The organism is Nonomuraea candida, assembly GCF_000725485.1.
Lineage (GTDB): Bacteria > Actinomycetota > Actinomycetes > Streptosporangiales > Streptosporangiaceae > Nonomuraea > Nonomuraea candida.
In genome coordinates this window covers 23,518-41,859 of the sequence record NZ_JOAG01000045.1, presented here as the reverse complement: position 1 = coordinate 41,859, position 18,342 = coordinate 23,518, and the positions used below count along the sequence as shown (strand labels likewise).

Annotated in this window: 17 protein-coding genes; 9 read left to right on the top strand and 8 right to left on the bottom strand. The window is 74.3% G+C overall.

Annotation, left to right across the window (positions count from 1 at the left end):
- Window positions 1–1,458: a M81 family metallopeptidase gene (locus IO39_RS34895; RefSeq protein ID WP_043632564.1), complete on the top strand. Its 1,458-nt coding sequence runs from the start codon at window positions 1–3 to the stop codon at window positions 1,456–1,458.
- 90 nt (window positions 1,459–1,548) lie between these two features.
- On the opposite strand, the gene IO39_RS34890 is transcribed toward IO39_RS34895, so the two are convergent.
- Window positions 1,549–2,388 (bottom strand): class I SAM-dependent methyltransferase, encoded by an 840-nt coding sequence (locus tag IO39_RS34890; RefSeq protein WP_043632561.1) that lies wholly within the window; start codon window positions 2,386–2,388, stop codon window positions 1,549–1,551.
- Between the two features lie 194 nt (window positions 2,389–2,582).
- Here IO39_RS34890 and IO39_RS34885 point away from each other — a divergent pair, with 194 nt between their 5' ends.
- Window positions 2,583–3,692 (top strand): LLM class flavin-dependent oxidoreductase, encoded by a 1,110-nt coding sequence (locus tag IO39_RS34885; RefSeq protein WP_052423758.1) that lies wholly within the window; start codon window positions 2,583–2,585, stop codon window positions 3,690–3,692.
- Window positions 3,693–4,035: 343 nt separating this feature from the next.
- A complete protein-coding gene (locus tag IO39_RS34880) occupies window positions 4,036–6,426 on the top strand; it encodes an ATP-binding cassette domain-containing protein (RefSeq protein ID WP_043632559.1) in 2,391 nt (796 codons plus the stop codon).
- Between the two features lie 143 nt (window positions 6,427–6,569).
- Here IO39_RS34880 and IO39_RS34875 read toward each other — a convergent pair whose 3' ends face one another.
- The 6 genes from IO39_RS34875 to IO39_RS55145 form a co-directional block, all read right to left on the bottom strand.
- Window positions 6,570–7,643 carry a Gfo/Idh/MocA family protein gene (locus IO39_RS34875; protein WP_043632556.1) on the bottom strand — a complete coding sequence of 358 codons (1,074 nt, stop codon included), beginning with the start codon at window positions 7,641–7,643 and terminating at the stop codon, window positions 6,570–6,572.
- A 282-nt stretch (window positions 7,644–7,925) separates the two neighbouring features.
- Window positions 7,926–8,516: a transcriptional regulator gene (locus IO39_RS59150; protein WP_052423757.1), complete on the bottom strand. Its 591-nt coding sequence runs from the start codon at window positions 8,514–8,516 to the stop codon at window positions 7,926–7,928.
- Window positions 8,517–8,629: 113 nt separating this feature from the next.
- Window positions 8,630–8,998 (bottom strand): lasso peptide biosynthesis B2 protein, encoded by a 369-nt coding sequence (locus IO39_RS34865; protein WP_245642472.1) that lies wholly within the window; start codon window positions 8,996–8,998, stop codon window positions 8,630–8,632.
- A gap of 53 nt (window positions 8,999–9,051) precedes the next feature.
- Entirely contained in the window at window positions 9,052–9,303 is a 252-nt protein-coding gene (locus IO39_RS34860; RefSeq protein ID WP_043632549.1) for a lasso peptide biosynthesis PqqD family chaperone, read from the bottom strand.
- Window positions 9,300–11,129: an asparagine synthase-related protein gene (locus IO39_RS34855; RefSeq protein WP_169789178.1), complete on the bottom strand. Its 1,830-nt coding sequence runs from the start codon at window positions 11,127–11,129 to the stop codon at window positions 9,300–9,302. Before IO39_RS34855 ends, IO39_RS34860 begins: the two co-directional genes overlap by 4 nt.
- A gap of 10 nt (window positions 11,130–11,139) precedes the next feature.
- On the bottom strand, window positions 11,140–11,277 hold the full coding sequence (locus IO39_RS55145; protein ID WP_157549269.1) for a keywimysin-related RiPP: 138 nt from the start codon (window positions 11,275–11,277) through the stop codon (window positions 11,140–11,142).
- A gap of 186 nt (window positions 11,278–11,463) precedes the next feature.
- On the opposite strand from IO39_RS55145, the gene IO39_RS34850 reads away from it, so the two are divergent.
- From IO39_RS34850 to IO39_RS34825, 6 genes are all read left to right on the top strand, one after another.
- Complete coding sequence (locus IO39_RS34850; protein WP_052423755.1) at window positions 11,464–12,234, top strand: alpha/beta hydrolase; 771 nt, start codon at window positions 11,464–11,466, stop codon at window positions 12,232–12,234.
- 38 nt (window positions 12,235–12,272) lie between these two features.
- Window positions 12,273–13,073 (top strand): SDR family oxidoreductase, encoded by an 801-nt coding sequence (locus IO39_RS34845; protein WP_063765401.1) that lies wholly within the window; start codon window positions 12,273–12,275, stop codon window positions 13,071–13,073.
- Between the two features lie 57 nt (window positions 13,074–13,130).
- Complete coding sequence (locus tag IO39_RS34840; protein WP_043632546.1) at window positions 13,131–13,358, top strand: hypothetical protein; 228 nt, start codon at window positions 13,131–13,133, stop codon at window positions 13,356–13,358.
- A 174-nt stretch (window positions 13,359–13,532) separates the two neighbouring features.
- The gene (locus IO39_RS34835; RefSeq protein ID WP_043632543.1) at window positions 13,533–14,927 is read left to right on the top strand and encodes a family 2B encapsulin nanocompartment shell protein; all 1,395 of its coding nucleotides are present in this window, start codon (window positions 13,533–13,535) and stop codon (window positions 14,925–14,927) included.
- Between the two features lie 25 nt (window positions 14,928–14,952).
- A complete protein-coding gene (locus tag IO39_RS34830) occupies window positions 14,953–16,125 on the top strand; it encodes a family 2 encapsulin nanocompartment cargo protein terpene cyclase (RefSeq protein ID WP_043632540.1) in 1,173 nt (390 codons plus the stop codon).
- 39 nt (window positions 16,126–16,164) lie between these two features.
- Window positions 16,165–17,019 (top strand): geranyl diphosphate 2-C-methyltransferase, encoded by an 855-nt coding sequence (locus IO39_RS34825; RefSeq protein WP_043632537.1) that lies wholly within the window; start codon window positions 16,165–16,167, stop codon window positions 17,017–17,019.
- Window positions 17,020–17,318: 299 nt separating this feature from the next.
- Here IO39_RS34825 and IO39_RS34820 read toward each other — a convergent pair whose 3' ends face one another.
- Window positions 17,319–18,215, bottom strand: a complete 897-nt coding sequence (locus IO39_RS34820; RefSeq protein WP_052423753.1) for an MBL fold metallo-hydrolase — start codon at window positions 18,213–18,215, stop codon at window positions 17,319–17,321.
- Window positions 18,216–18,342 lie beyond the last annotated feature (127 nt).

Genomic DNA, 18,342 nt, shown 5'->3' with positions numbered 1-18,342 from the left:
GTGTCCTTGCGTATCGCCATCTGCGGCATCCACATCGAGTCCAGCACCTTCTCGCCGCACCTGAGCGGCGCCGCCGACTTCGACGTCACCCGTGGCCAGGACCTGCTCGGCAGGTACGACTGGCTCGGCGCGCCGTGGGCGGCCGGCGTGGAGTGGGTGCCGCTCGTGCACGCCCGTGCCCTGCCGGGCGGAGCCGTCGAGCCGGCCGCGTACGACGCCTGGCGCGACGAGATCGTCCGGGGCCTGGCCGACGGCCCGTACGACGGCGTGCTGCTGGACATCCACGGCGCGATGAGCGTGGTCGGCCGCCAGGACGCCGAGGGCGACCTGATCACCGCCGTGCGCGCGGCGATCGGCCCGCAGCCGCTGGTGTCGGCGGCGATGGACCTGCACGGCAACGTCTCCCCCACCCTGTTCGACGGCTGCGACCTGCTGACCTGCTACCGCACCGCGCCGCACGTGGACGTCTGGGAGACCCGCGAGCGCGCCGCCCGCAACCTGGTCGAGGCGCTGCGCCGGGGCGGGCGGCCGTACAAGGCGCTGGTCCACGTGCCGATCCTGCTGCCCGGCGAGATGACCAGCACCCGCGTCGAGCCCGCCCGTGGCCTGTACGACCGCGTCCCGGAGATCGAGGCCCGGCCGGGCGTGATCGACGCGGCCGTCTGGATCGGCTTCGCCTGGGCCGACGAGCCGCGCTGCACCGGCGCCGTGGTGGTCACCGGCACCGACGCCGCCGCCACCGAGCGGGCGGCCCGCGAGCTGGGGCAGGCGTTCTGGGACGCGCGCGACGACTTCGCCTTCGTCGCGCCCACGGGCTCCATGGACGAGTGCCTGGACGCGGCGCTGAAGGAGGGCTCGGCCCGGCCGTACTTCATCAGCGACTCCGGCGACAACCCCGGCGCGGGCGGCGCCGACGACGTCACCTACGCGCTGGAGCGGATGCTGGCCAGGCCGGAGATCCGCGACGGCTCGGTCCGCGCCGTCTACGCCTCCCTGTTCGACCCGGAGGCGGTGGCGAGCCTGGCGGGCCTGCCGATCGGCGCGCCGGTCAGCGTGCGCGCGGGCGGGCGCGTCGACACCCGCGAGCCGGGGCCGCTGCTGCTGGAGGGCACGCTGGAGGCGCTGGCCGACGACCCCGACGGCGGGCTGGTGGCCGGCGTGCGCGTCGGGGGGCTGAGCGTCTTCCTGACCTCGCGGCGGATGCAGTACCGGCTGCTGGAGTCGTACCGGCGGCTGGGGGTGGAGGTGGCGGACGTCGACGTGGTCACGGTGAAGATCGGGTACCTGGAGCCCGAGCTGTTCGACGCGGCGGCGGACTGGATGCTGGCGCTCACGCCGGGGGGCGTGGACCAGGACCTGCACCGGCTGCCGTACCGGAACCTGCGGCGGCCGATCTTCCCGATCGACCCCGACGCCGCACTCGACTTCGGCACCGCCCTCCACCTCGGCCCCCGCTGACCACCCACCTCCCGCCACCCACCTCGACCCCCCACCGCCCACCTCGACCCCCGTCGGCGACCTGCCGCGTTCCGGCTCGGGCCGCGCCGGTCAGGACGGTCGGTGGCGGGCGGCGAACAGGATGTGGGTGCCGCCGTCCACGGCGCCGGGCTCCTGGCACGCGGCGATCTCGTGCTCCAGGAAGCGGGCCCACCGGTCGGGGTCGGCCTCGAGCGACGCGAGCGCGTCGAGGTCGCCGAGGGAGGCCCAGTTGCTGGCGCTGAGGGCGACGACCTCCCCGCCGGCGGCCTCGACCAGCGCGGTCAGGTCGCCGGCGCGGAACATCCGGCAGACGTGGCCGCCGGGCTCCCCCTTGTGGCGCAGGTCCCCGGTGCGCAGGATCAGGTCGTTGGCGTCCTCGCCGATGGCCTCGGCGACCCCGACCGCGCCGGGCAGGAAGTGCCGCCAGGCGCCCAGCAGGGACATGACCGAGCCGACGACCGCGCCACCCGGCCCGGTGATGCGGAACAGGCCGCGCAGCGCGGCCCCGGCCTGCTCGAACGCGTACGACAGCGGCCCGCCGTAGGCGAGCACCAGGTCGAACTCCCCGTCGGCGTAGCGGCCGGTGTCGCAGACGTCCAGCAGTTCCCGCCGCTCCACCGCCGCCTCGGCCGCGCTGCCCCGCAGCCGTTCCTCGTTGAGCGCGAGCTGGACCGGGGAGAGGTCGGTGACGACGACGGTCGCGCCCAGGGCGGCCAGCTCGGCGGTGAACCGGCCGGGACCCGCGCCCACCTCCAGGACCCGATGGCCGGGCCGGACGAACCGGGCGAGCAGCCGGCGGTGCACCTCCAGGCTGACGCGGCCCCTGATGTCACCGGTCAGGCGGTGCCATTCGGCGTCTCCCAAGGCGTCGAAGTATTCGCGTACCCGTTCCCGTGACTCGGCGGTCATGACGATCATGATGGCCGACGCGCGGCCCCGCGGTCGATCGGATTTTCCGCCCCCGGGCCGGGCGCGGTCAGACGCCCTGGATGGCCGGCTGCGCGGCCGGCCGCTCAGGATTCACCCCCTTCCCCTTAAAACCTATTGGAATAATAGGTAATATGCGCCGTGACCGCCCTCCGAGCAGAACAGGACGACCGCGCATGAGCCGCCAGTTCCTCTGGTACATCCCGAACCAGGTGCAGCCCGGGCACCGGGGCGACGACGTCGTCGCCGGCCACAACAGTCTCGACACCCTCACCCGCCAGGCTCGGGCCCTGGAGGAGCACGGGTGGGACGGAGCGCTCATCGGCACCGGCTGGGGACGCCCCGACACCTTCACCGTCGCCACCGCCCTGGCCGCGCGGACGACGACGTTCCAGCCGCTGATCGCCGCGCGGCCCGGCTTCTGGCATCCGGCCAACTTCGCCTCCGCCGCGGCGACCCTGGACCGGCTCACCGGGGGCCGGGTGCTGGTCAACATCGTCTCGGGCAAGGACGACCTGGCGGCGTACGGCGACAGCGAGGGCGACCAGGCCGCCCGCTACGCGCGTACCAAGGAGTTCATGCAGGTCGTGCGGAGGTTGTGGACCGAGGAGGACGTCACCTTCCGCGGCGGCCACTTCACCGTCACCGGCTCCACCGTGGCCGCGCGGCCGGTCGTCCGGGACGGTCGCGCGCATCCGCGGCTCTACTTCGGCGGCGCCTCGGAGGCCGCCGAGCGGGTGGCCGCCACCGAGGCCGACGTCCAGCTCTTCTGGGGCGAGCCGCTCGACGACGTCGGCGAGCGCATCGACCGGCTCAGGCGGCTCGGCGAGCGGCTCGGCCGCGAGCATCCGCCGCTGGAGTTCGGCCTGCGGGTCACCACCGTCGTCCGCGACACCGCCGAGCGGGCCTGGGCCGACGCCGAGGCCAAGGTCGCCGAGATGGCCAAGGGGCGGGTCGCGCGCGACGTGAACTGGAGCGCCGCCGTCGGCCAGCGGCGGCTGCTCGGCCTGGCCGCGCGGGGCGAGGTGCTCGATGGCAACCTCTACACCGCGCCCGGCCGGTACGGCGGCGGCGGCGCGGGCACCACCTGGCTGGTCGGCTCGGCCGAGGAGGTGGCCACGTCGCTGCGCCGGTACGAGGCGCTCGGCATCACCCACTTCATCCTCTCCGACACGCCCTACCTAACGGAGCTCCGCCGCCAGGGCGAGCACCTCCTCCCGCTGCTGCGCGGCCGGACGCCGGCACGCGAACACGGCGACCGGGACCCCGCTAGATCAGCAGGTTGATGATCAGCGTCAGCAGCACCGACAACACGATCGATATGACGATCATCGCCAGGCATCCCATCCACCCGCCCAGCGGTCTGACGTCCCAGTTCCCGAATTTCATACCGGGCTCGCCTACCCGGGGACCGGCCCCCGAATCCCTGACCTGGCCGGACGCCCTTCCGCGGCCGTCCCCGGCGCGCCCAGGCAACCGGTCAGGAATCGAGAAGCGCCGCTCCCCCGGCCACGACTAACGTGATCCTGCCAGCGAACCGGACATATGGCTCGGAGCTGGTTAAATCTTGCCAGGCGCCGACGACGGAGACCGCCCTGCCGGGCGGCCCCGCTGGACAGACAGGACACCATGAGCATGGCCACGAGGACGGACACGCGGCCTCCCACACCGCACGTTGCCGACAGCCACGACTTGATCCGCGTGCACGGGGCGCGCGAGAACAACCTCAAGGACGTCAGCATCGAGATCCCCAAGCGCCGGCTGACGGTGTTCACCGGGGTCTCCGGTTCGGGCAAGAGCTCGCTGGTGTTCGACACGATCGCCGCCGAGTCGCAGCGGATGATCAACGAGACGTACAGCACGTTCGTGCAGGGGTTCATGCCGACGCTGCCGCGGCCCGAGGTCGACGTGCTCGACGGGCTGACCACCGCGATCATCGTCGACCAGCAGCGGCTGGGCTCCGACCCGCGCTCCACGGTCGGCACCGCCACCGACACCAACGCGCTGCTGCGCATCCTGTTCAGCCGGCTCGGGCAGCCGCACATCGGCTCGCCCAACGCGTTCTCCTTCAACGTCCCCTCGGTCAGGGCGAGCGGCGCGATCACGGTCGAGCGCGGTGACCGCAAGACCGTCAGGGCCACCTACACCCGCACCGGCGGCATGTGCACCGGCTGCGAGGGCCGGGGCAAGGTCTCCGACTTCGACCTCACCCAGCTCTACGACGACTCCAAGTCGATCTCCGAGGGCGCGATCACCATCCCGGGCTACAAGGCCGACAGCATGTGGACCGTCCAGGTCTACGCCCAGTCGGGCTTCATCGACCCGGACAAGCCCATCCGCGACTACTCCGAGCAGGAGCTGCACGACTTCCTGCACCGCGAGCCGATCAAGGTGAAGGTCAACGGCGTCAACCTCACCTACGAGGGGCTGCTGCCCAAGCTGCGCAAATCGTTCCTGGCCAAGGACAAGGAGGCGATGCAGCCGCACATCCGCGCCTTCGTGGACCGCGCGGTCGTCTTCACCCCGTGCCCCGCCTGCGACGGCACCCGGCTCAGCCCCGAGGCCAGATCGTCGCGCATCCGCGGGATCAACATCGCCGACGCGTGCGCGATGCAGATCAGCGACCTGGCCGCGTGGGTGCGCGACCTCGACGAGCCCTCGGTGGCGCCGCTTCTCGCGGCGCTGCGGGGCACGCTCGACTCGTTCGTGGAGATCGGGCTGGGCTACCTCTCGCTCGACCGTCCCGCGGGCACGCTGTCCGGCGGCGAGGCGCAGCGCACCAAGATGATCCGCCATCTCGGCTCCTCGCTCACCGACGTCACGTACGTCTTCGACGAGCCCACCGCGGGCCTGCACCCCCACGACGTCCAGCGCATGAACGACCTGCTGCTGCGGCTGCGCGACAAGGGCAACACGGTGCTCGTCGTGGAGCACGAGCCGGAGACGATCGCGATCGCCGACCACGTCGTCGACCTCGGCCCGGGGGCCGGCACGGCGGGCGGCACCGTCTGCTTCGAGGGCACCGTCGAAGGGCTGCGGGCCGGCGGCACCATCACCGGGCGCCACCTCGACGACCGGGCCACGCTCAAGGAGAAGGTGCGCGAGCCGTCGGGGCGGCTGGAGATCCGCGGCGCGAACGCCCACAACCTGCGCGACGTGGACGTCGACATCCCGCTGGGGGTGCTGGTCGTCGTCACCGGCGTCGCCGGGTCCGGCAAGAGCTCGCTCGTGCACGGGTCCATCCCCGCCGGAGAGGGCGTGGTGTCGGTCGACCAGAGCCCGATCCGCGGCTCGCGGCGGAGCAACCCGGCCACCTACACCGGGCTGCTCGACCCGATCCGCAAGGCGTTCGCCAAGGCCAACGGGGTCAAGCCGGCGCTGTTCAGCGCCAACTCCGAGGGCGCCTGCCCCAACTGCAACGGCGCCGGCGTCGTCTACACCGACCTCGGGATGATGGCCGGCGTCTCGGCGACCTGCGAGGAGTGCGACGGCCGCCGGTTCGACGCCTCGGTGCTGGAGCACCGCCTCGGCGGGCGCGACATCAGCGAGGTGCTGGCCATGTCGGTGACGGAGGCCGAGGAGTTCTTCGGCGCCGGCGAGGCGCGCACGCCGGCCGCGCACGCCGTCCTGCGCCGGCTCGCCGACGTCGGCCTCGGCTACCTCAGCCTCGGCCAGCCGCTCACCACGCTGTCCGGCGGCGAGCGGCAGCGGCTCAAGCTGGCCACCCACATGGCCGACAAGGGCGGCGTCTACGTCCTCGACGAGCCCACCACCGGCCTGCACCTCGCCGACGTGGAGCAGCTGCTCGGCCTGCTGGACCGGCTCGTCGACGCCGGCAAGTCGGTCATCGTCGTCGAGCATCACCAGGCGGTCATGGCGCACGCCGACTGGATCATCGACCTCGGCCCCGGCGCCGGGCACGACGGCGGCCGGATCGTGTTCGAGGGCACGCCCGCCGACCTGGTCGCCGCCCGCTCCACGGTCACGGGCGAGCACCTCGCGGCCTACGTCGGCGCCTGACCGGCGCGCGGCGGCCGCTTCGGCGCGCGCCTGACCGGAACCGCTCGGGACGGCGGCGCGCCGGCCGGGGCCGCGCCCCGCCTCGGGTGCCCGGCTCGGGTGCCCGCCTCGGGTGCCCGCCTCGGGTGCCCGCCTCGGCCGGTTCAGGCCGCCCAGGGCTCCTTGCCGGTGGTGACCGGGCCGCCGCTCCTGGCCGACTCGCCGATGGCCAGGCCGATGAGGTGGTCCTGGCAGGCCTCGGCCAGCGGGTACGGGGCCGGCCCCTCCTGCCGGGCCCAGGCCCCCATGCGCGCCAGGATGTCCGCGACCGCGATGTCGTCGTCGGACAGGGAGCAGCCGTCGAACGGGTTGCGGTAGACCACCCGCCCGTCGAAGCTGATGTGCTTGAGGTCGCGGAACTCCAGGCTGAGATCGACGCCGGTGTCGCGCCGGATCAGCCGGGACTCCACCGGCGTCGTGGGGTCGGCCAGCCTGACCACCCGGTCGTCGGCCAGCTCGCCGATCGAGCCGCGCACCACGATGCGCCGCGCCCGCAGCGGGTTCCACCACTGGTTGTCGGTGAAGTCGTACAGGCCCATCGTGCCGCCGAAGTCGATCGTGGCGATGGTCGTGGTCGCCCGCCGCGGCGTGTCGTCGCCGGTCCAGCCGTCGGCCCCCAGCGGGTCGGCGAGCGGCGCCTCGAACGCGCCCGCGCGCACCTCGGCGGCGTCGAACCCGGCGCCCAGCAGGCCGCGGATCAGCGACACCGCGTGGTAGAGGTGGGTCGAGGAGACCTGCACCGAGGTGGGCGCGCCGATCACCCCCGCGCGGACGATCGCCAGCCGGGCCGCGTGCCCGGGCATCAGCAGATACTGCTCGGCCACCTGCACCAGGCCGGTGCCGCCGACGTCGTTCCAGAGCGAGCGCAGCCCGGCCAGGTCGGGCGCGGGCGGCGTCTCGGCGAGGACCGGCACGCCGTGCGCGGCGGCCTCGCGGATCGCGCCGGGCATCGCGTCCCAGGGCACCGCGGCGGCGAGGTAGCCGGGCCGCTCGTGGCGCAGCAGCTCGTCGATGGAGCGGAAGGCGGGCACGCCCCACTCGGCGGTGATCTCCTCGGCCCGCGCGGCGCTGCGGGTCACGACGCCGGCGACCCGGAGCCGGTCGGGCATCGCCGCGGCCAGCCGCAGGAAGAACCGGGTGCGCCGGCCGCTGCCGATCGCCCCGAACGTCGTGGTCATGAATCCGGACCTCCTCGCCGGCCGTCGCGAAACCCGCCACAGCCTATCCCGGCGATCACACCCGCTCCGCGCGGGCACCCGCCAGCGGCGGTGGCGCGACTCGGGGCGCCGGTCGGAGCTGCGGGAGTGCACGGGAAACGTCCGTCATATGGATCAGCGTTCCCTTTCGGGGCGCGGACTCGCATCCGTGTCCCCCTGGCCCGAAGCCCCCGGTGACCCCGGGCCCGTCTCACGGTGACCCCGGGCCCGTCTCACGGTGACCCCGGGCCCGTCTCCCGGCGATCAGCGTCCGGCGTGCGCGGATCTGCGCCAGAGGTAGCCGGTGACGCACCCCAGCACGAACCCGACGAGCAGGGCATACGGCTTGACCGGCAGGAGACCGCGCCGCCCCCGCCCGTCCCGGCCGGGGAACTGCCCCGGCCCGGCGGGGAGCGGCCCGGCATCGCCGGGGAACGGTGCGCCCCCGCCGGGGAACGGCCCAGGCCCGGCGGGGAACGGCCCGGGCCCGGCGGGAAGCAGCGCGGCGCCGCCAGGGAACGGCCCGGGTCCGGGCGGCACGGGCGGGGCGGCGGGGGCCGGTCTCGCGCCGAGGGTCTTGCGCGCCCTCACCCACGCCGCGATCTCCCCCGGCCCGCAGCCGGTGGCGCGCAGGAACGCGGTCAGCAGCTGCTCGCGCGGCAGCCCGTTGCGGTTCAGGGCGGCCGCGAGCGTGCTGCGCGGCAGGGAGGATCCGTCGGTGCGGGCGCGGCTCTCGAGCTCCTTGTACGTCAGCCCCGACAACGACTTGAGCTGTCTGAGCATCGCGACGAACTCGGCCACCGACCCGGCCGTCTCCGGTTTCGGCAGCAGGTCGTCACCGGTCGCCTCTGCCATACTTCGGCCCCCATCTCGCCGGGGCCGTCGTGGTCCCCGGCCGACACGAAATACGCCTCGGGTAACAGGAGTTCCAGGTTGTCAAACGTACACGATCTACCCGTCCCGGGTCATCAGCCGGAATCGCCCACCACGATCAGGCGACGGAAGTAGTCGGGGCCGGCGGCCTCCGCGACCGGGCGGCCCTCCGCCTCGACCCAGGCGTGCGCCCCGAACGGCGGGCGCACGCGCACCCCGACGCACCATGTCGGCCAGGTCCCGCGCAGCCGGCAGGCCAGCACCACGGCGAGGGACCTGACCAGGCACGCCTCCGGCCCGGCGCAGCGCAGGCTGACGGCGAGCACGCTTTCGAGCGCCCGTTCGGCCTCGGCGTGCGAGGCGGGCCGGGCGCCGCCGCGCAGGCGCTCCAGCACCGTGCGGATCCCGGCCGGCGACCTGCGCGCCAGCACCCGCGCCGCCCCCACCGCACACCGCGCCCGCAACCGCGCCCCCCACGTTCCGCCACGCCCCGGCCGCCCCGCGTCCTCGCGGCTGCTCATTCGGTGGCCAGGCCGGCGGCGACGAGGGCGTTCAGCAGGGCGCGGACGTCCTGCTCGGCGCGGGGGCGGTGGATGCCGTAGCGGTCGGCGAGGCGGCGTGCCGCCGTCTCGGGCGTGCCGCCCTCGATGAGGACCGTGGCGACCAGGGCGCCCGTCTCGTTGAGCCGCCAGTAGCGGCCGCTGCCCTCGTCGAGCAGGACCAGGCCGTACTCGGTGTCCGCGGTGACCACCCCGGGGCCCAGTTTCATGTCACTCGCCTTTCAGCCTCGTCCCGCAGGCGCAGCCACCACTCGGTGGCGAGGGCGGCGTCCATGCCCCAGTGGTGGGACCGGTTCGCGTACGTCATGCCGGTCAGCCGCGTCAGCGGCGCCGGGTCGATCAGGCCGAGCCCGGCCAGCCGGGAGTCCGCCCAGGTGGCGGCCAGGGCGCGGCGGTTCCTGGCGAACCCCTCGGCGGCCAGGGTGGTGCCGTCGGCCTTGCTCCTGCGGGCCAGCAGCCCGCCGGGCAGCACCCCGGCCATCGCCGCCTTGATCAGCGGCTTGTACTCGTACGGGGTCAGCCGGTCCTCTGGGCGTACCGCGAGACACGCCGCCACCACGCTGTCGTCGAGGAAGGGCGACTCGGCGGCGGGGCCGTCGTCCGGGGCGAGCTGGTGCAGCAGCCGCACCTCGCGCCCGGCGGCGTGGATCGCGGCGAGATCGGCGTGCGCGCCCCGGCGCGGGGCCAGCGGCCGGGCCTGGTCCAGGACCTCTTCGAGCTGCGCGGCGATGAGCCGTCTGGCCTCGGGGGTGAGCCAGGCCGGGATGGCCGGCGGCGGCTCCCAGCCGAACGCCCGGCCGCCGGCGGGCTCCCGCGCGCCGGTGAGCAGCCGGTCGCGCAGTCCCGCGAGCGCGTCGCGGTAGGGGCGGCCGCCGACCAGCTCCCCCACCGCCCGCCACGGGAACCCGTCGAGGTGGCGATGCCTGCGCAGCCGGGCCAGCGCCGTGAGCGGCCGGCGTCGCAGCAGGTCGTGGTAGAGGGCAGGGGTCCCGGTGAGCACCTGGTCGCCGCCGAGCCCGTCGAGGTGCAGGCGCGCGCCGCGCTCGCGGGCCCGGCCGAGCCGCCACAGGAAGCGGGCGGCGTTCAGCACCGCGAGCGACGGCTCGTCCGTGCGGGCCTCCGCGCCCACCCCGGCGTAGAACTCCGGCAGCTCCCGCTCGGGGTAGACGACGTGCTCGACGCCGGGCAGGGCCCGCGCGGCGATGCGCGCCCAGTGCAGGTCGTCGTCGGCCGCGTCGTCGCTGGCCATGGTGAAGGCGGTGAGGCGGGCGGGCCCATCGGCGGCCAGGCAGCACAGCGACGTCGAGTCCATCCCGCCCGACAGGTCCGCGCTGATCGTCGCGCCGTCGCCGGTGCGCGCGGCCACCGCCTCGGTCAGGGCCCGGCGCAGCTCCCGCGCCCCGGCGTCGAGCGGGAGCCCGCCCTGCGGGGGCCGCCAGGCGTCCAGGGTGCGCGCGGCCGGGGAGCCCGGGTCGTACACCAGGCAGTGCCCGGCGGGCACCGGCCGCACGCCGCGCCACACCGACCGCTCCCCCAGCACGTGCGGCAGGCTGTCGAGCAGGCGCAGGGCCAGCACGCCCGGGTCGGGCTCCGCGCCGAGCAGGGCGGCGAGCACGTCGGAGCGGTCGCAGGCGACGTCGACGCCGCCGATCGTGGCGTGGAAGACGCGGCGCAGGCCGGAGGCGCTGCCGCGCACGAGCGTGCGGCCGCCGGTCACGGCGACGAGGTGAAAGCTGCCCGGCAGCGCGGCGAGCCGGTCGATCGCGCCTGCGGGGTCGCGGGCCAGCAGCCTTTCGAGGGCGCGGCGGTCGGCCGGAGCGCGGCCGATGAGCACGAGCCGGTCGTCGCCCGCCCGCGCGCGGACGATCTGGCCGGCCGGCACGCCGGCGAGCACGAGGGGGCGGCCGGAAGGGTGGGAGATCTGGTGGGTCGCTCCTGGCAGGCAGCGGCCGGCCACCTCGGCGGCGGCGGGAACGTCCGGAAGGACCACGAAATGTCGCACCGGGTGACCGACCTCCACTCCTCCAGTGCTCATGGGTGCGGGGTCACCAGATGTTGCGGGGATAGCCGAGGAGCGACTCTCTGTTGCGCAGCCCCACATACCCGGTCAGCTCCTGGAAGGAGCCGAGTTCCTCCAGCGCGGGGGCCTCGTACTCGTCCTGCGTGCTCCGTCCGTCCTGCATGGGATCACCTCCTTTCGATCTTCGGTACCTGCCTAGCACAGCGGCGGGTGCCGATCATCGTTCTGCGCCGTCCCGGACGTTCCCGGATCGCCGCCGGCGTGACCCGTGCCCCGCGACGCGGGCCGCTCCGGGCGCTCGCTAGCATCCGTCGTCGATCACGGCGATCGACCGAGACGAGAGGCGTCCATGAGCGAGCACCCCCTGTGGCCCACGACCGGCGCGGCCACCATCACCGCCTTCCCCGTGGCCGCCGGCGGCGGGGCGGCCCCGGCCGTGCTGGTCTTCCCCGGCGGGGCGTACCACCACCTGGCCGAGCATGAGGGCGCCCCGGTCGCGCGGTGGCTCAACTCGCTCGGCGTCGCGGCGTTCGTCGTGCGCTACCGGGTCGCGCCGCACCGCCACCCGCTGCCCCTGCTCGACGCCGCCAGAGCCGTGCGGTGGGTACGCCACCACGCCGCCGCCCACGGCGTGGACCCCGGCCGGGTCGGGGTGCTCGGCTTCTCGGCCGGCGGCCACCTGGCGGGGCTGCTGGCGACCGAGACCGGCCCGATGCAGGCGGAGGGCCCGCACGACGCGATCGACGCGGCCGACGCCCGGCCGGGGCTGGCCGTGCTCTGCTATCCCGTCACCACGCTCACCGGCCCCCGGTCCCACCGGGGCTCGGCCGCCAACCTGCTCGGCGCGGACGCCCCCGAGCCGGTACGCGCCGCGCTCTCCCTCCCCGGCCGGGTCGGGCCCAGCACGCCACCCATGTTCCTGTGGCACACCGCCGACGACGAGTCGGTCCCCGTCGAGAACACTCTGCTGCTCTCCCAGGCGCTCGCCCGCAACGGCGTCCCGCAGGAGGTGCACGTCTATCCCAGCGGCCGGCACGGTCTCGGGCTGGCCGGGGACGACCCCGTGACCGGCGACTGGACCCTGCGCTGCGCGGCGTTCCTGCGCGGCCGGGGCTGGTAAGGGCCGTTTCAACCGGCCGTCCGGGGCAGGTGATGACCATGGACAACGGATACGACCGGGTGGCGGTCGTCACGGGGGCGGACTCGGGCATCGGCAAGGCCACCGCCGTGGCGCTGGCCGGGCAGGGGTTCGACGTCGGCATCACCTACCACCGGGACCGCGAGGGCGCGGAGGAGACGGCCCGCCTCGTACGCGGGACGGGCCGCACGGCGGCGATCCGCCGGCACGACCTGACCGAGCCCGTGGGCGCGGCGGCGGCCGTGGACGAGCTGGCCGACGAGCTGGGCGGGCTGGGCGTGCTGGTCAACAACGCGGGCACGGGCAGCCACGAGCCGCTGCTGGAGATGGGCTACGAGCGCTGGCGCTCGATCCTGGCGGTGGACCTCGACGGGCCGTTCCTGTGCGCGCAGCGCGCGGCCAGGCGGATGGTGGCCGCCGGGCGGGGCGGGCGGGTGGTCAACGTCACCAGCGTGCACGAGGAGTACCCGAAGATGGGCTCGGGGCCGTACTGCGCGGCCAAGGGCGGGCTGCGGCTGCTCAGCCGGGTGCTGGCGCTGGAGCTGGCCGGGCACGGCATCACGGTCAACACGGTGGCGCCGGGCGAGATCGCCACCCCGATGACGGGACAGGAGGACCGCCCGCCGCGGCCGGGCAGCCGGCCGGGCAACCCCATTCCCCGGCCGGGCGACGCCCGCGAGGTCGCCGCCGTGGTGGCCTTCCTCGCCGGTCCCACGGCCTCGTACGTGACGGGGACGACGGTGTTCGTCGACGGCGGCATGACGATGATGGGCCCGCAGGGGGCCTCGGCCCTCGACTCCGGCGAGTGGCGCGAGCTGTAGGTGTGCCCGGCGGCGGGCCGGGTAGCGGCCGGGCAAGGGGGAAGGAAGTGGTCTGCCATGCCTCGACCAGGCAGCAACGCCTACGACGCCAAGCGCGCCCGCCTGCGTAAGGACCTGGAGCGCAAGGGGATGAGCGAGCGGGAGCTCGACGCCAAGGTGAACAAGAAGCTGCAGTCCGAGCCCGGCAAGCAGGCCCGCAAGGTGGGCGGCGACCGCGCGGAGGGCCCGAAGTCCGAGCGGCCCGCCCGCGGCCGGCGGCCCCGCTCTGAGCGGGAAGGCGGCTGACGCGCCGCCGGCCCGGCGCGTGGAAGGCGGCTGATCTTACGGGGGTGCCGATGTGGCGGTTCGGACAGACCGGCCTTCCCGATCCGTCAGCATTCCTAACCATCCGGAGACTCTACGATCAGTAGTCGCAAAACTACTTTAAGTAGCGACTGCTCGCCGACCTCCGGAGGAAAGATGCCCACGGAGCCGACGGAAGCCCGGCTCAGCCTGGACACCAGGGCCGCGCGCAACCTGGCCACCACGACCAAGACCCGCCCGCAGATGCAGGCCATCAGCTCCCGCTGGCTGCTGCGCATGCTGCCCTGGGTGGACGTGCGGGGCGGCACCTACCGGGTGAACCGGCGGCTGACGCACGTGCCGGGCCGCGGCCGGGTCGGGGTGGTGCGGGCGGGGGCCGACGACGTGCGGATCGTGCCGGAGACGCTGACCGAGATCCCCGCGCTGCGCGGCTTCGCCGACGCGGAGGTGCTGGCGGCGCTCGCCGCCGCGTTCACGGTGCGTGAGGTGCGGGCCGGCGACGTGGTGGCCGTGGCCGGCACGCCGGTGGCCGAGACCGGGGTGATCGCGCACGGCCGCCTGGAGCGGGTGGACAAGGGCCCGTACGGCGAGCCGCAGTTCCTCGGCGTCATCGCCGACGGCGACCAGCTCGGCGACGAGGCGCTCACCGCGGACGACCCGCGCTGGCCGTGCACCTACCGCGCCGCCACCGCCTGCACGCTGCTGTTCGCCCGGCGCGAGGAGCTGCGGCGCATCGCGGCGCGCTCCCCCACGCTGCGCGCGCACCTGGCGGCCCACCTCGACCGCCTGAGCAGGCCGGTCAACCGGCGCGGCGAGGCCGAGGTCGCCCTCTCGGCCGGGCACACCGGCGAGCCGGTCATCGAGGGCACGTTCGTGGACTACGACCTGCGCCCCCGCGAATACGAGCTGAGCGTCGCGCAGACGATCCTGCGCGTGCACACCCGCGTGGCCGACCTGTTCAACGACCCGATGAACCAGATCGAGGAGCAGCTCCGCCTGACCATCCACGAGCTGCGCGAGCGCGAGGAGTGGGAGCTGCTCAACAACCGCGAGTTCGGGCTGCTCCACAACGCGGACTACGACCAGCGCATCTACACCTGGTCCGGCCCGCCGACCCCCGACGACCTCGACGACCTGATCAGCATGCGCCGCAAGACCCGCTTCCTGCTCGCCCATCCCAAGGCGATCGCGGCGTTCTTCCGCGAGTGCAACAGGCGCGGGCTGGTCCCGGGCTCCACGGAGGTCAACGGTCACGAGGTGCCCGCCTGGCGGGGCATCCCGATCTTCCCGTGCGGCAAGATCCCGATCTCGGAGCGGCGCACCACCTCGATCCTGGCCATGCGGGTCGGCGAGGAGGACCAGGGCGTCGTGGGCCTCTACCAGACGGGCATCCCCGAGGAGTACGAACCGGGGCTCAACGTGCGCTTCATGGGCATCGACTCCAAGGCCGTGATGTCCTACCTGGTCAGCGCCTACTACTCGGCGGCGATTCTGGTGCCCGACGCGATCGGGGTGCTGGAGGACGTCAACGTCGCCGCCCCGCGCTCCTGACCCGCCGACCCGAGGAAGAGGCGTGATGCCGGACTTCGCCCCCTTTGACCCTGCCACCCTGCCGGTGCCCGCCGGTCCGACGGGGCTGGGCGCCCACACCCTCAGCCTGCGCTCCGCGCTGCGGCCCGGCCGGCCCAGGTTCGAGGAGGGCGACGGGCACGAGCCGGGGCCGGGCCCCGCGACGCCGTCGTCCGCCCACAGCCTCGCCCCGCTCGCCTACCGGGAGCGGGAGTGGGGCGACGGGACGTACCCGCCGCTCTACTGCCCCGAGACCGCGCGGGTGGACGAGGCGCTGGGCGCGGAGGTCGACCGGCGGCTGGTGGCGTGGGCCGAGCGGGTCGGCATCCACGCGGGCCGGATGGAGGAGTTCGCCGCCACCGGGTTCGGGCGGCTGGCCATGCTCGCCCACGCCGACACCGACGACCCCGACCTGCTGCTGATCGCCGCGCAGCTCAACGCCGCGTGGTGGGCGGCCGACGACTACTACGCCGACGAGACCGACCTCGGCGCCACGCCCACCGAGCTGCCGCCCCGGCTGGCCCTGGTCATGTCGGCCATGGACCCGCCGCCCGACGCCGGCGGCTACACCGCGCAACTGGAGGAGCACATCAGGAACGACCCCGTCCTGGTCTCGCTGCGCTCGGCCACCAGCCACGCCGCCCGCCACTCCACCCCGGCGCAGGTCATGCGCATCTGCAACATCACGAGCCAGATGTACGTGAGCTGGGCCGCCTACGCCGCCTGGCGCTACCTGGAGACGCCGCCACCCGTCTGGCGCTACCTGGCCGCCCGCCAGCACGACAGCTTCTACACCTCCATGACCCTCATCGACATCGTCGGCGGCTACGCGCTGCCTCCCGACCTGTTCGCCGAACGCCGCTTCCACACCGCGCTCATGCAGGCGGGCACCGCGAGCGTGCTGGTCAACGACCTGCACTCGGTGGCCAGGGAGGCGGCCGACGAGCTGCCCGACTCCAACGTGATCCTGCTGATGGCCGCCGAGGACGGCTGCTCGACGCGCGAGGCCACCGAGCGCGCCGTCCACCTGCACAACCACTTCGTCCGCGGCTTCGAGCAGAGCCAGCGCGCCCTGTCCGCCCTGCCCTCCCCCGAGCTGAAGCGCTTCCTGCGCGGCGCGCAGGCGTGGATGGCCGGCGGGCTCGAATGGCACGGCAGCACCAGCCGCTACCAGTCCTGACCAGCCCCCCGTAAAACGCAACCGAGAAAGGAGCCCACGGTGACCGTGACCCCGCATGCCCCCGTGCTGACCACCCTCTACCAGCAATCGGTGGCCGACTACTGGAACACCGAGGAGAACCCCGTCAACCTGCGCCTCGGCGAGGTGGACGGCTTCTACCACCACCACTACGGCATCGGCGAGGTGGACTGGTCGGTCCTCGACGGCCCGGCCGAGACGAGGGAGAAACGCGTCGTCAACGAGCTGCACCGGCTGGAGTGCGTGCAGGCCGAGACGCTCATCGCCCACCTCGGCCCGCTGCGCCCCGAGCACCGCCTCCTCGACGCCGGCTCGGGCCGGGGCGGCTCCAGCCTGCTGGCCAACCTGCGCCACGGCTGCTCGGTGGACGGCGTGTCCATCTCCGAGTCCCAGGTCGCCTTCGCCAACCAGCAGGCCAAGGAGCGCGGCGTGGACGACAAGGTGCGCTTCCACTTCCGCAACATGCTCGACACCGGCTTCGAGACCGGCGCCTTCCAGGCGTCCTGGAACAACGAGAGCACGATGTACGTCGAGCTGTCCCTGCTCTTCGCCGAGCACGCCAGGCTGCTGCGCCGCGGCGGCCGCTACGTCTGCATCACCGGCTGCTACAACGACGCCTACGGCCTGCCGTCGCGGGCCATCAGCCAGATCAACGCCCACTACATCTGCGACATCCACTCCCGCAGCACCTACTTCAAGGAGCTGGCCGCGCACCGCCTGGTCCCGGTCAGCGTCGTCGATCTCACCGCCGCCACCATCCCCTACTGGGAGCTGCGGGCCAGGACCCATCTGGCCACCGGCATCGAGGAGTCCTTCCTGGAGGCGTACAAGAGCGGCAGCTTCCAGTACCTGCTGATCGCCGCCGACCGCGTCTGACGGTCCGCCCGGCGGTCGCGACCGCGATCGCCACCGCGGCACTGCGCCGGACCTTTGCCGGCACTCTTTGCCGGCACCCCTTGCCGGTACTTTGCCCGGACCTTTTGCCGGGACCCGCCACTGCGGCCTCCACTCGTCCTCGCCCGGCCGGCCCCCTCAGCAGGCCGGGGACGAGCGGGAGCCCCCACGGCGCGGCTCCCGCACCCGGCCCTTCCCCGGCCCTCCCCGGCCCTTCCCCGGCCCTTCCCGGCCCTTCCCCGGCGCGGACCCACCGGTGCGCGTGCCGGGCCTCAGCGGCATCACCCCGCCGGGTGCGTCGCGCCGGGGTCGTCGGGCGAGGTGAGCGGGCGCCAGGCGAAGGCGTCCCCTCGCCGCTCGATCAGCCCCAGCCCGGGGAACGGCAGGTGGTAGGCGTGGACCGGCAGCCGTTCGGCCGCCGCCCAGGCCAGCAGCCGGCGGCGGCTGGCCACCGAGCGCGCGGCGTCGTGGTCCCACGGTGTGCGCCAGGCGGGGTGGGCGAGCTGGAGCGGGTCGTAGAAGGTGTCGCCGAGGCAGAGCAGGCGCTGCCCGCGCGAGCGCAGCAGGACGGCCGTGTGCCCGGGGGTGTGGCCGGCGGCGTCGACGGTGTGGACGCCAGGCAGGAGCTCGGCGCCGTACTCGGCGGGGCGCAGCCGTTCGCCGAGGATCCTGATCGCCTCCAGCGCGGGCCGGCGCTGCTCGTCGGGCAGCTCCGCGGCGCGGCCGGACCAGAAGGCCAGCTCGTCGGCGTGCGCGTACGCGACCGCGCCGGGGAAGGCCGGCTCGCCCGCCCATGTGGCGCCCCTGACGTGGTCCTCGTGCAGGTGGGTGAGGATGACGGCGGCCGGCTCGGCCGCCGGGAGCCCCGCCCCGGCCAGCGCCGCGCCGAAATGGCCGACCTGAGGCGTGATGTACGGGCCGTAACCGAGGAACCCCTTGCCCAGGCCGGTGTCGATCACCGCGAGCCCGGCCGGGGTCTGCACGCACAGGCAGTTGTATCCGCAGGTCAGGGTCGTCCTGCCGCACCCCTCGGCGGCGAGGGCGGCGCGCAGGTCGGGCTCGGGCACCCCGGTCTCGGGGGTGAAGAACTCGGCCAGCGGCGGCTCCCAGGGCGGTGGCGGCTGGCCGTCGCTGATGACGGCGCAGGCCAGGTCTCCGACCGCGAAGCGATGGATCATCCGCCGCCCTTCCCCCTGGGACCACGACACATTGCCCGGCCTGCCGCCGACCCTATCCCGCGCCCCCGTCCCGTCTTCCCCTGTCCCGCCCCTCCCTCCTTCCTGTGTCGTCCTTCCGGAGGGCGGG

What these genes read in the sequence shown, in the direction of transcription:
- IO39_RS34880 (WP_043632559.1), top strand. Translation starts at nt 4,036, where the DNA reads ATGAGCATGGCCACGAGGACGGACACGCGGCCTCCCACACCGCACGTT.
- IO39_RS34850 (WP_052423755.1), top strand. Translation starts at nt 11,464, where the DNA reads ATGAGCGAGCACCCCCTGTGGCCCACGACCGGCGCGGCCACCATCACC.
- IO39_RS34830 (WP_043632540.1), top strand. Translation starts at nt 14,953, where the DNA reads ATGCCGGACTTCGCCCCCTTTGACCCTGCCACCCTGCCGGTGCCCGCC.
- IO39_RS34890 (WP_043632561.1), bottom strand. Translation starts at nt 2,388, where the DNA reads ATGACCGCCGAGTCACGGGAACGGGTACGCGAATACTTCGACGCCTTG.
- IO39_RS55145 (WP_157549269.1), bottom strand. Translation starts at nt 11,277, where the DNA reads ATGCAGGACGGACGGAGCACGCAGGACGAGTACGAGGCCCCCGCGCTG.
- IO39_RS34820 (WP_052423753.1), bottom strand. Translation starts at nt 18,215, where the DNA reads ATGATCCATCGCTTCGCGGTCGGAGACCTGGCCTGCGCCGTCATCAGC.
- IO39_RS34875 (WP_043632556.1), bottom strand. Translation starts at nt 7,643, where the DNA reads ATGACCACGACGTTCGGGGCGATCGGCAGCGGCCGGCGCACCCGGTTC.
- IO39_RS34835 (WP_043632543.1), top strand. Translation starts at nt 13,533, where the DNA reads ATGCCCACGGAGCCGACGGAAGCCCGGCTCAGCCTGGACACCAGGGCC.
- IO39_RS34885 (WP_052423758.1), top strand. Translation starts at nt 2,583, where the DNA reads ATGAGCCGCCAGTTCCTCTGGTACATCCCGAACCAGGTGCAGCCCGGG.
- IO39_RS34845 (WP_063765401.1), top strand. Translation starts at nt 12,273, where the DNA reads ATGGACAACGGATACGACCGGGTGGCGGTCGTCACGGGGGCGGACTCG.
- IO39_RS34860 (WP_043632549.1), bottom strand. Translation starts at nt 9,303, where the DNA reads ATGAAACTGGGCCCCGGGGTGGTCACCGCGGACACCGAGTACGGCCTG.
- IO39_RS34855 (WP_169789178.1), bottom strand. Translation starts at nt 11,129, where the DNA reads ATGAGCACTGGAGGAGTGGAGGTCGGTCACCCGGTGCGACATTTCGTG.
- IO39_RS34840 (WP_043632546.1), top strand. Translation starts at nt 13,131, where the DNA reads ATGCCTCGACCAGGCAGCAACGCCTACGACGCCAAGCGCGCCCGCCTG.
- IO39_RS59150 (WP_052423757.1), bottom strand. Translation starts at nt 8,516, where the DNA reads ATGGCAGAGGCGACCGGTGACGACCTGCTGCCGAAACCGGAGACGGCC.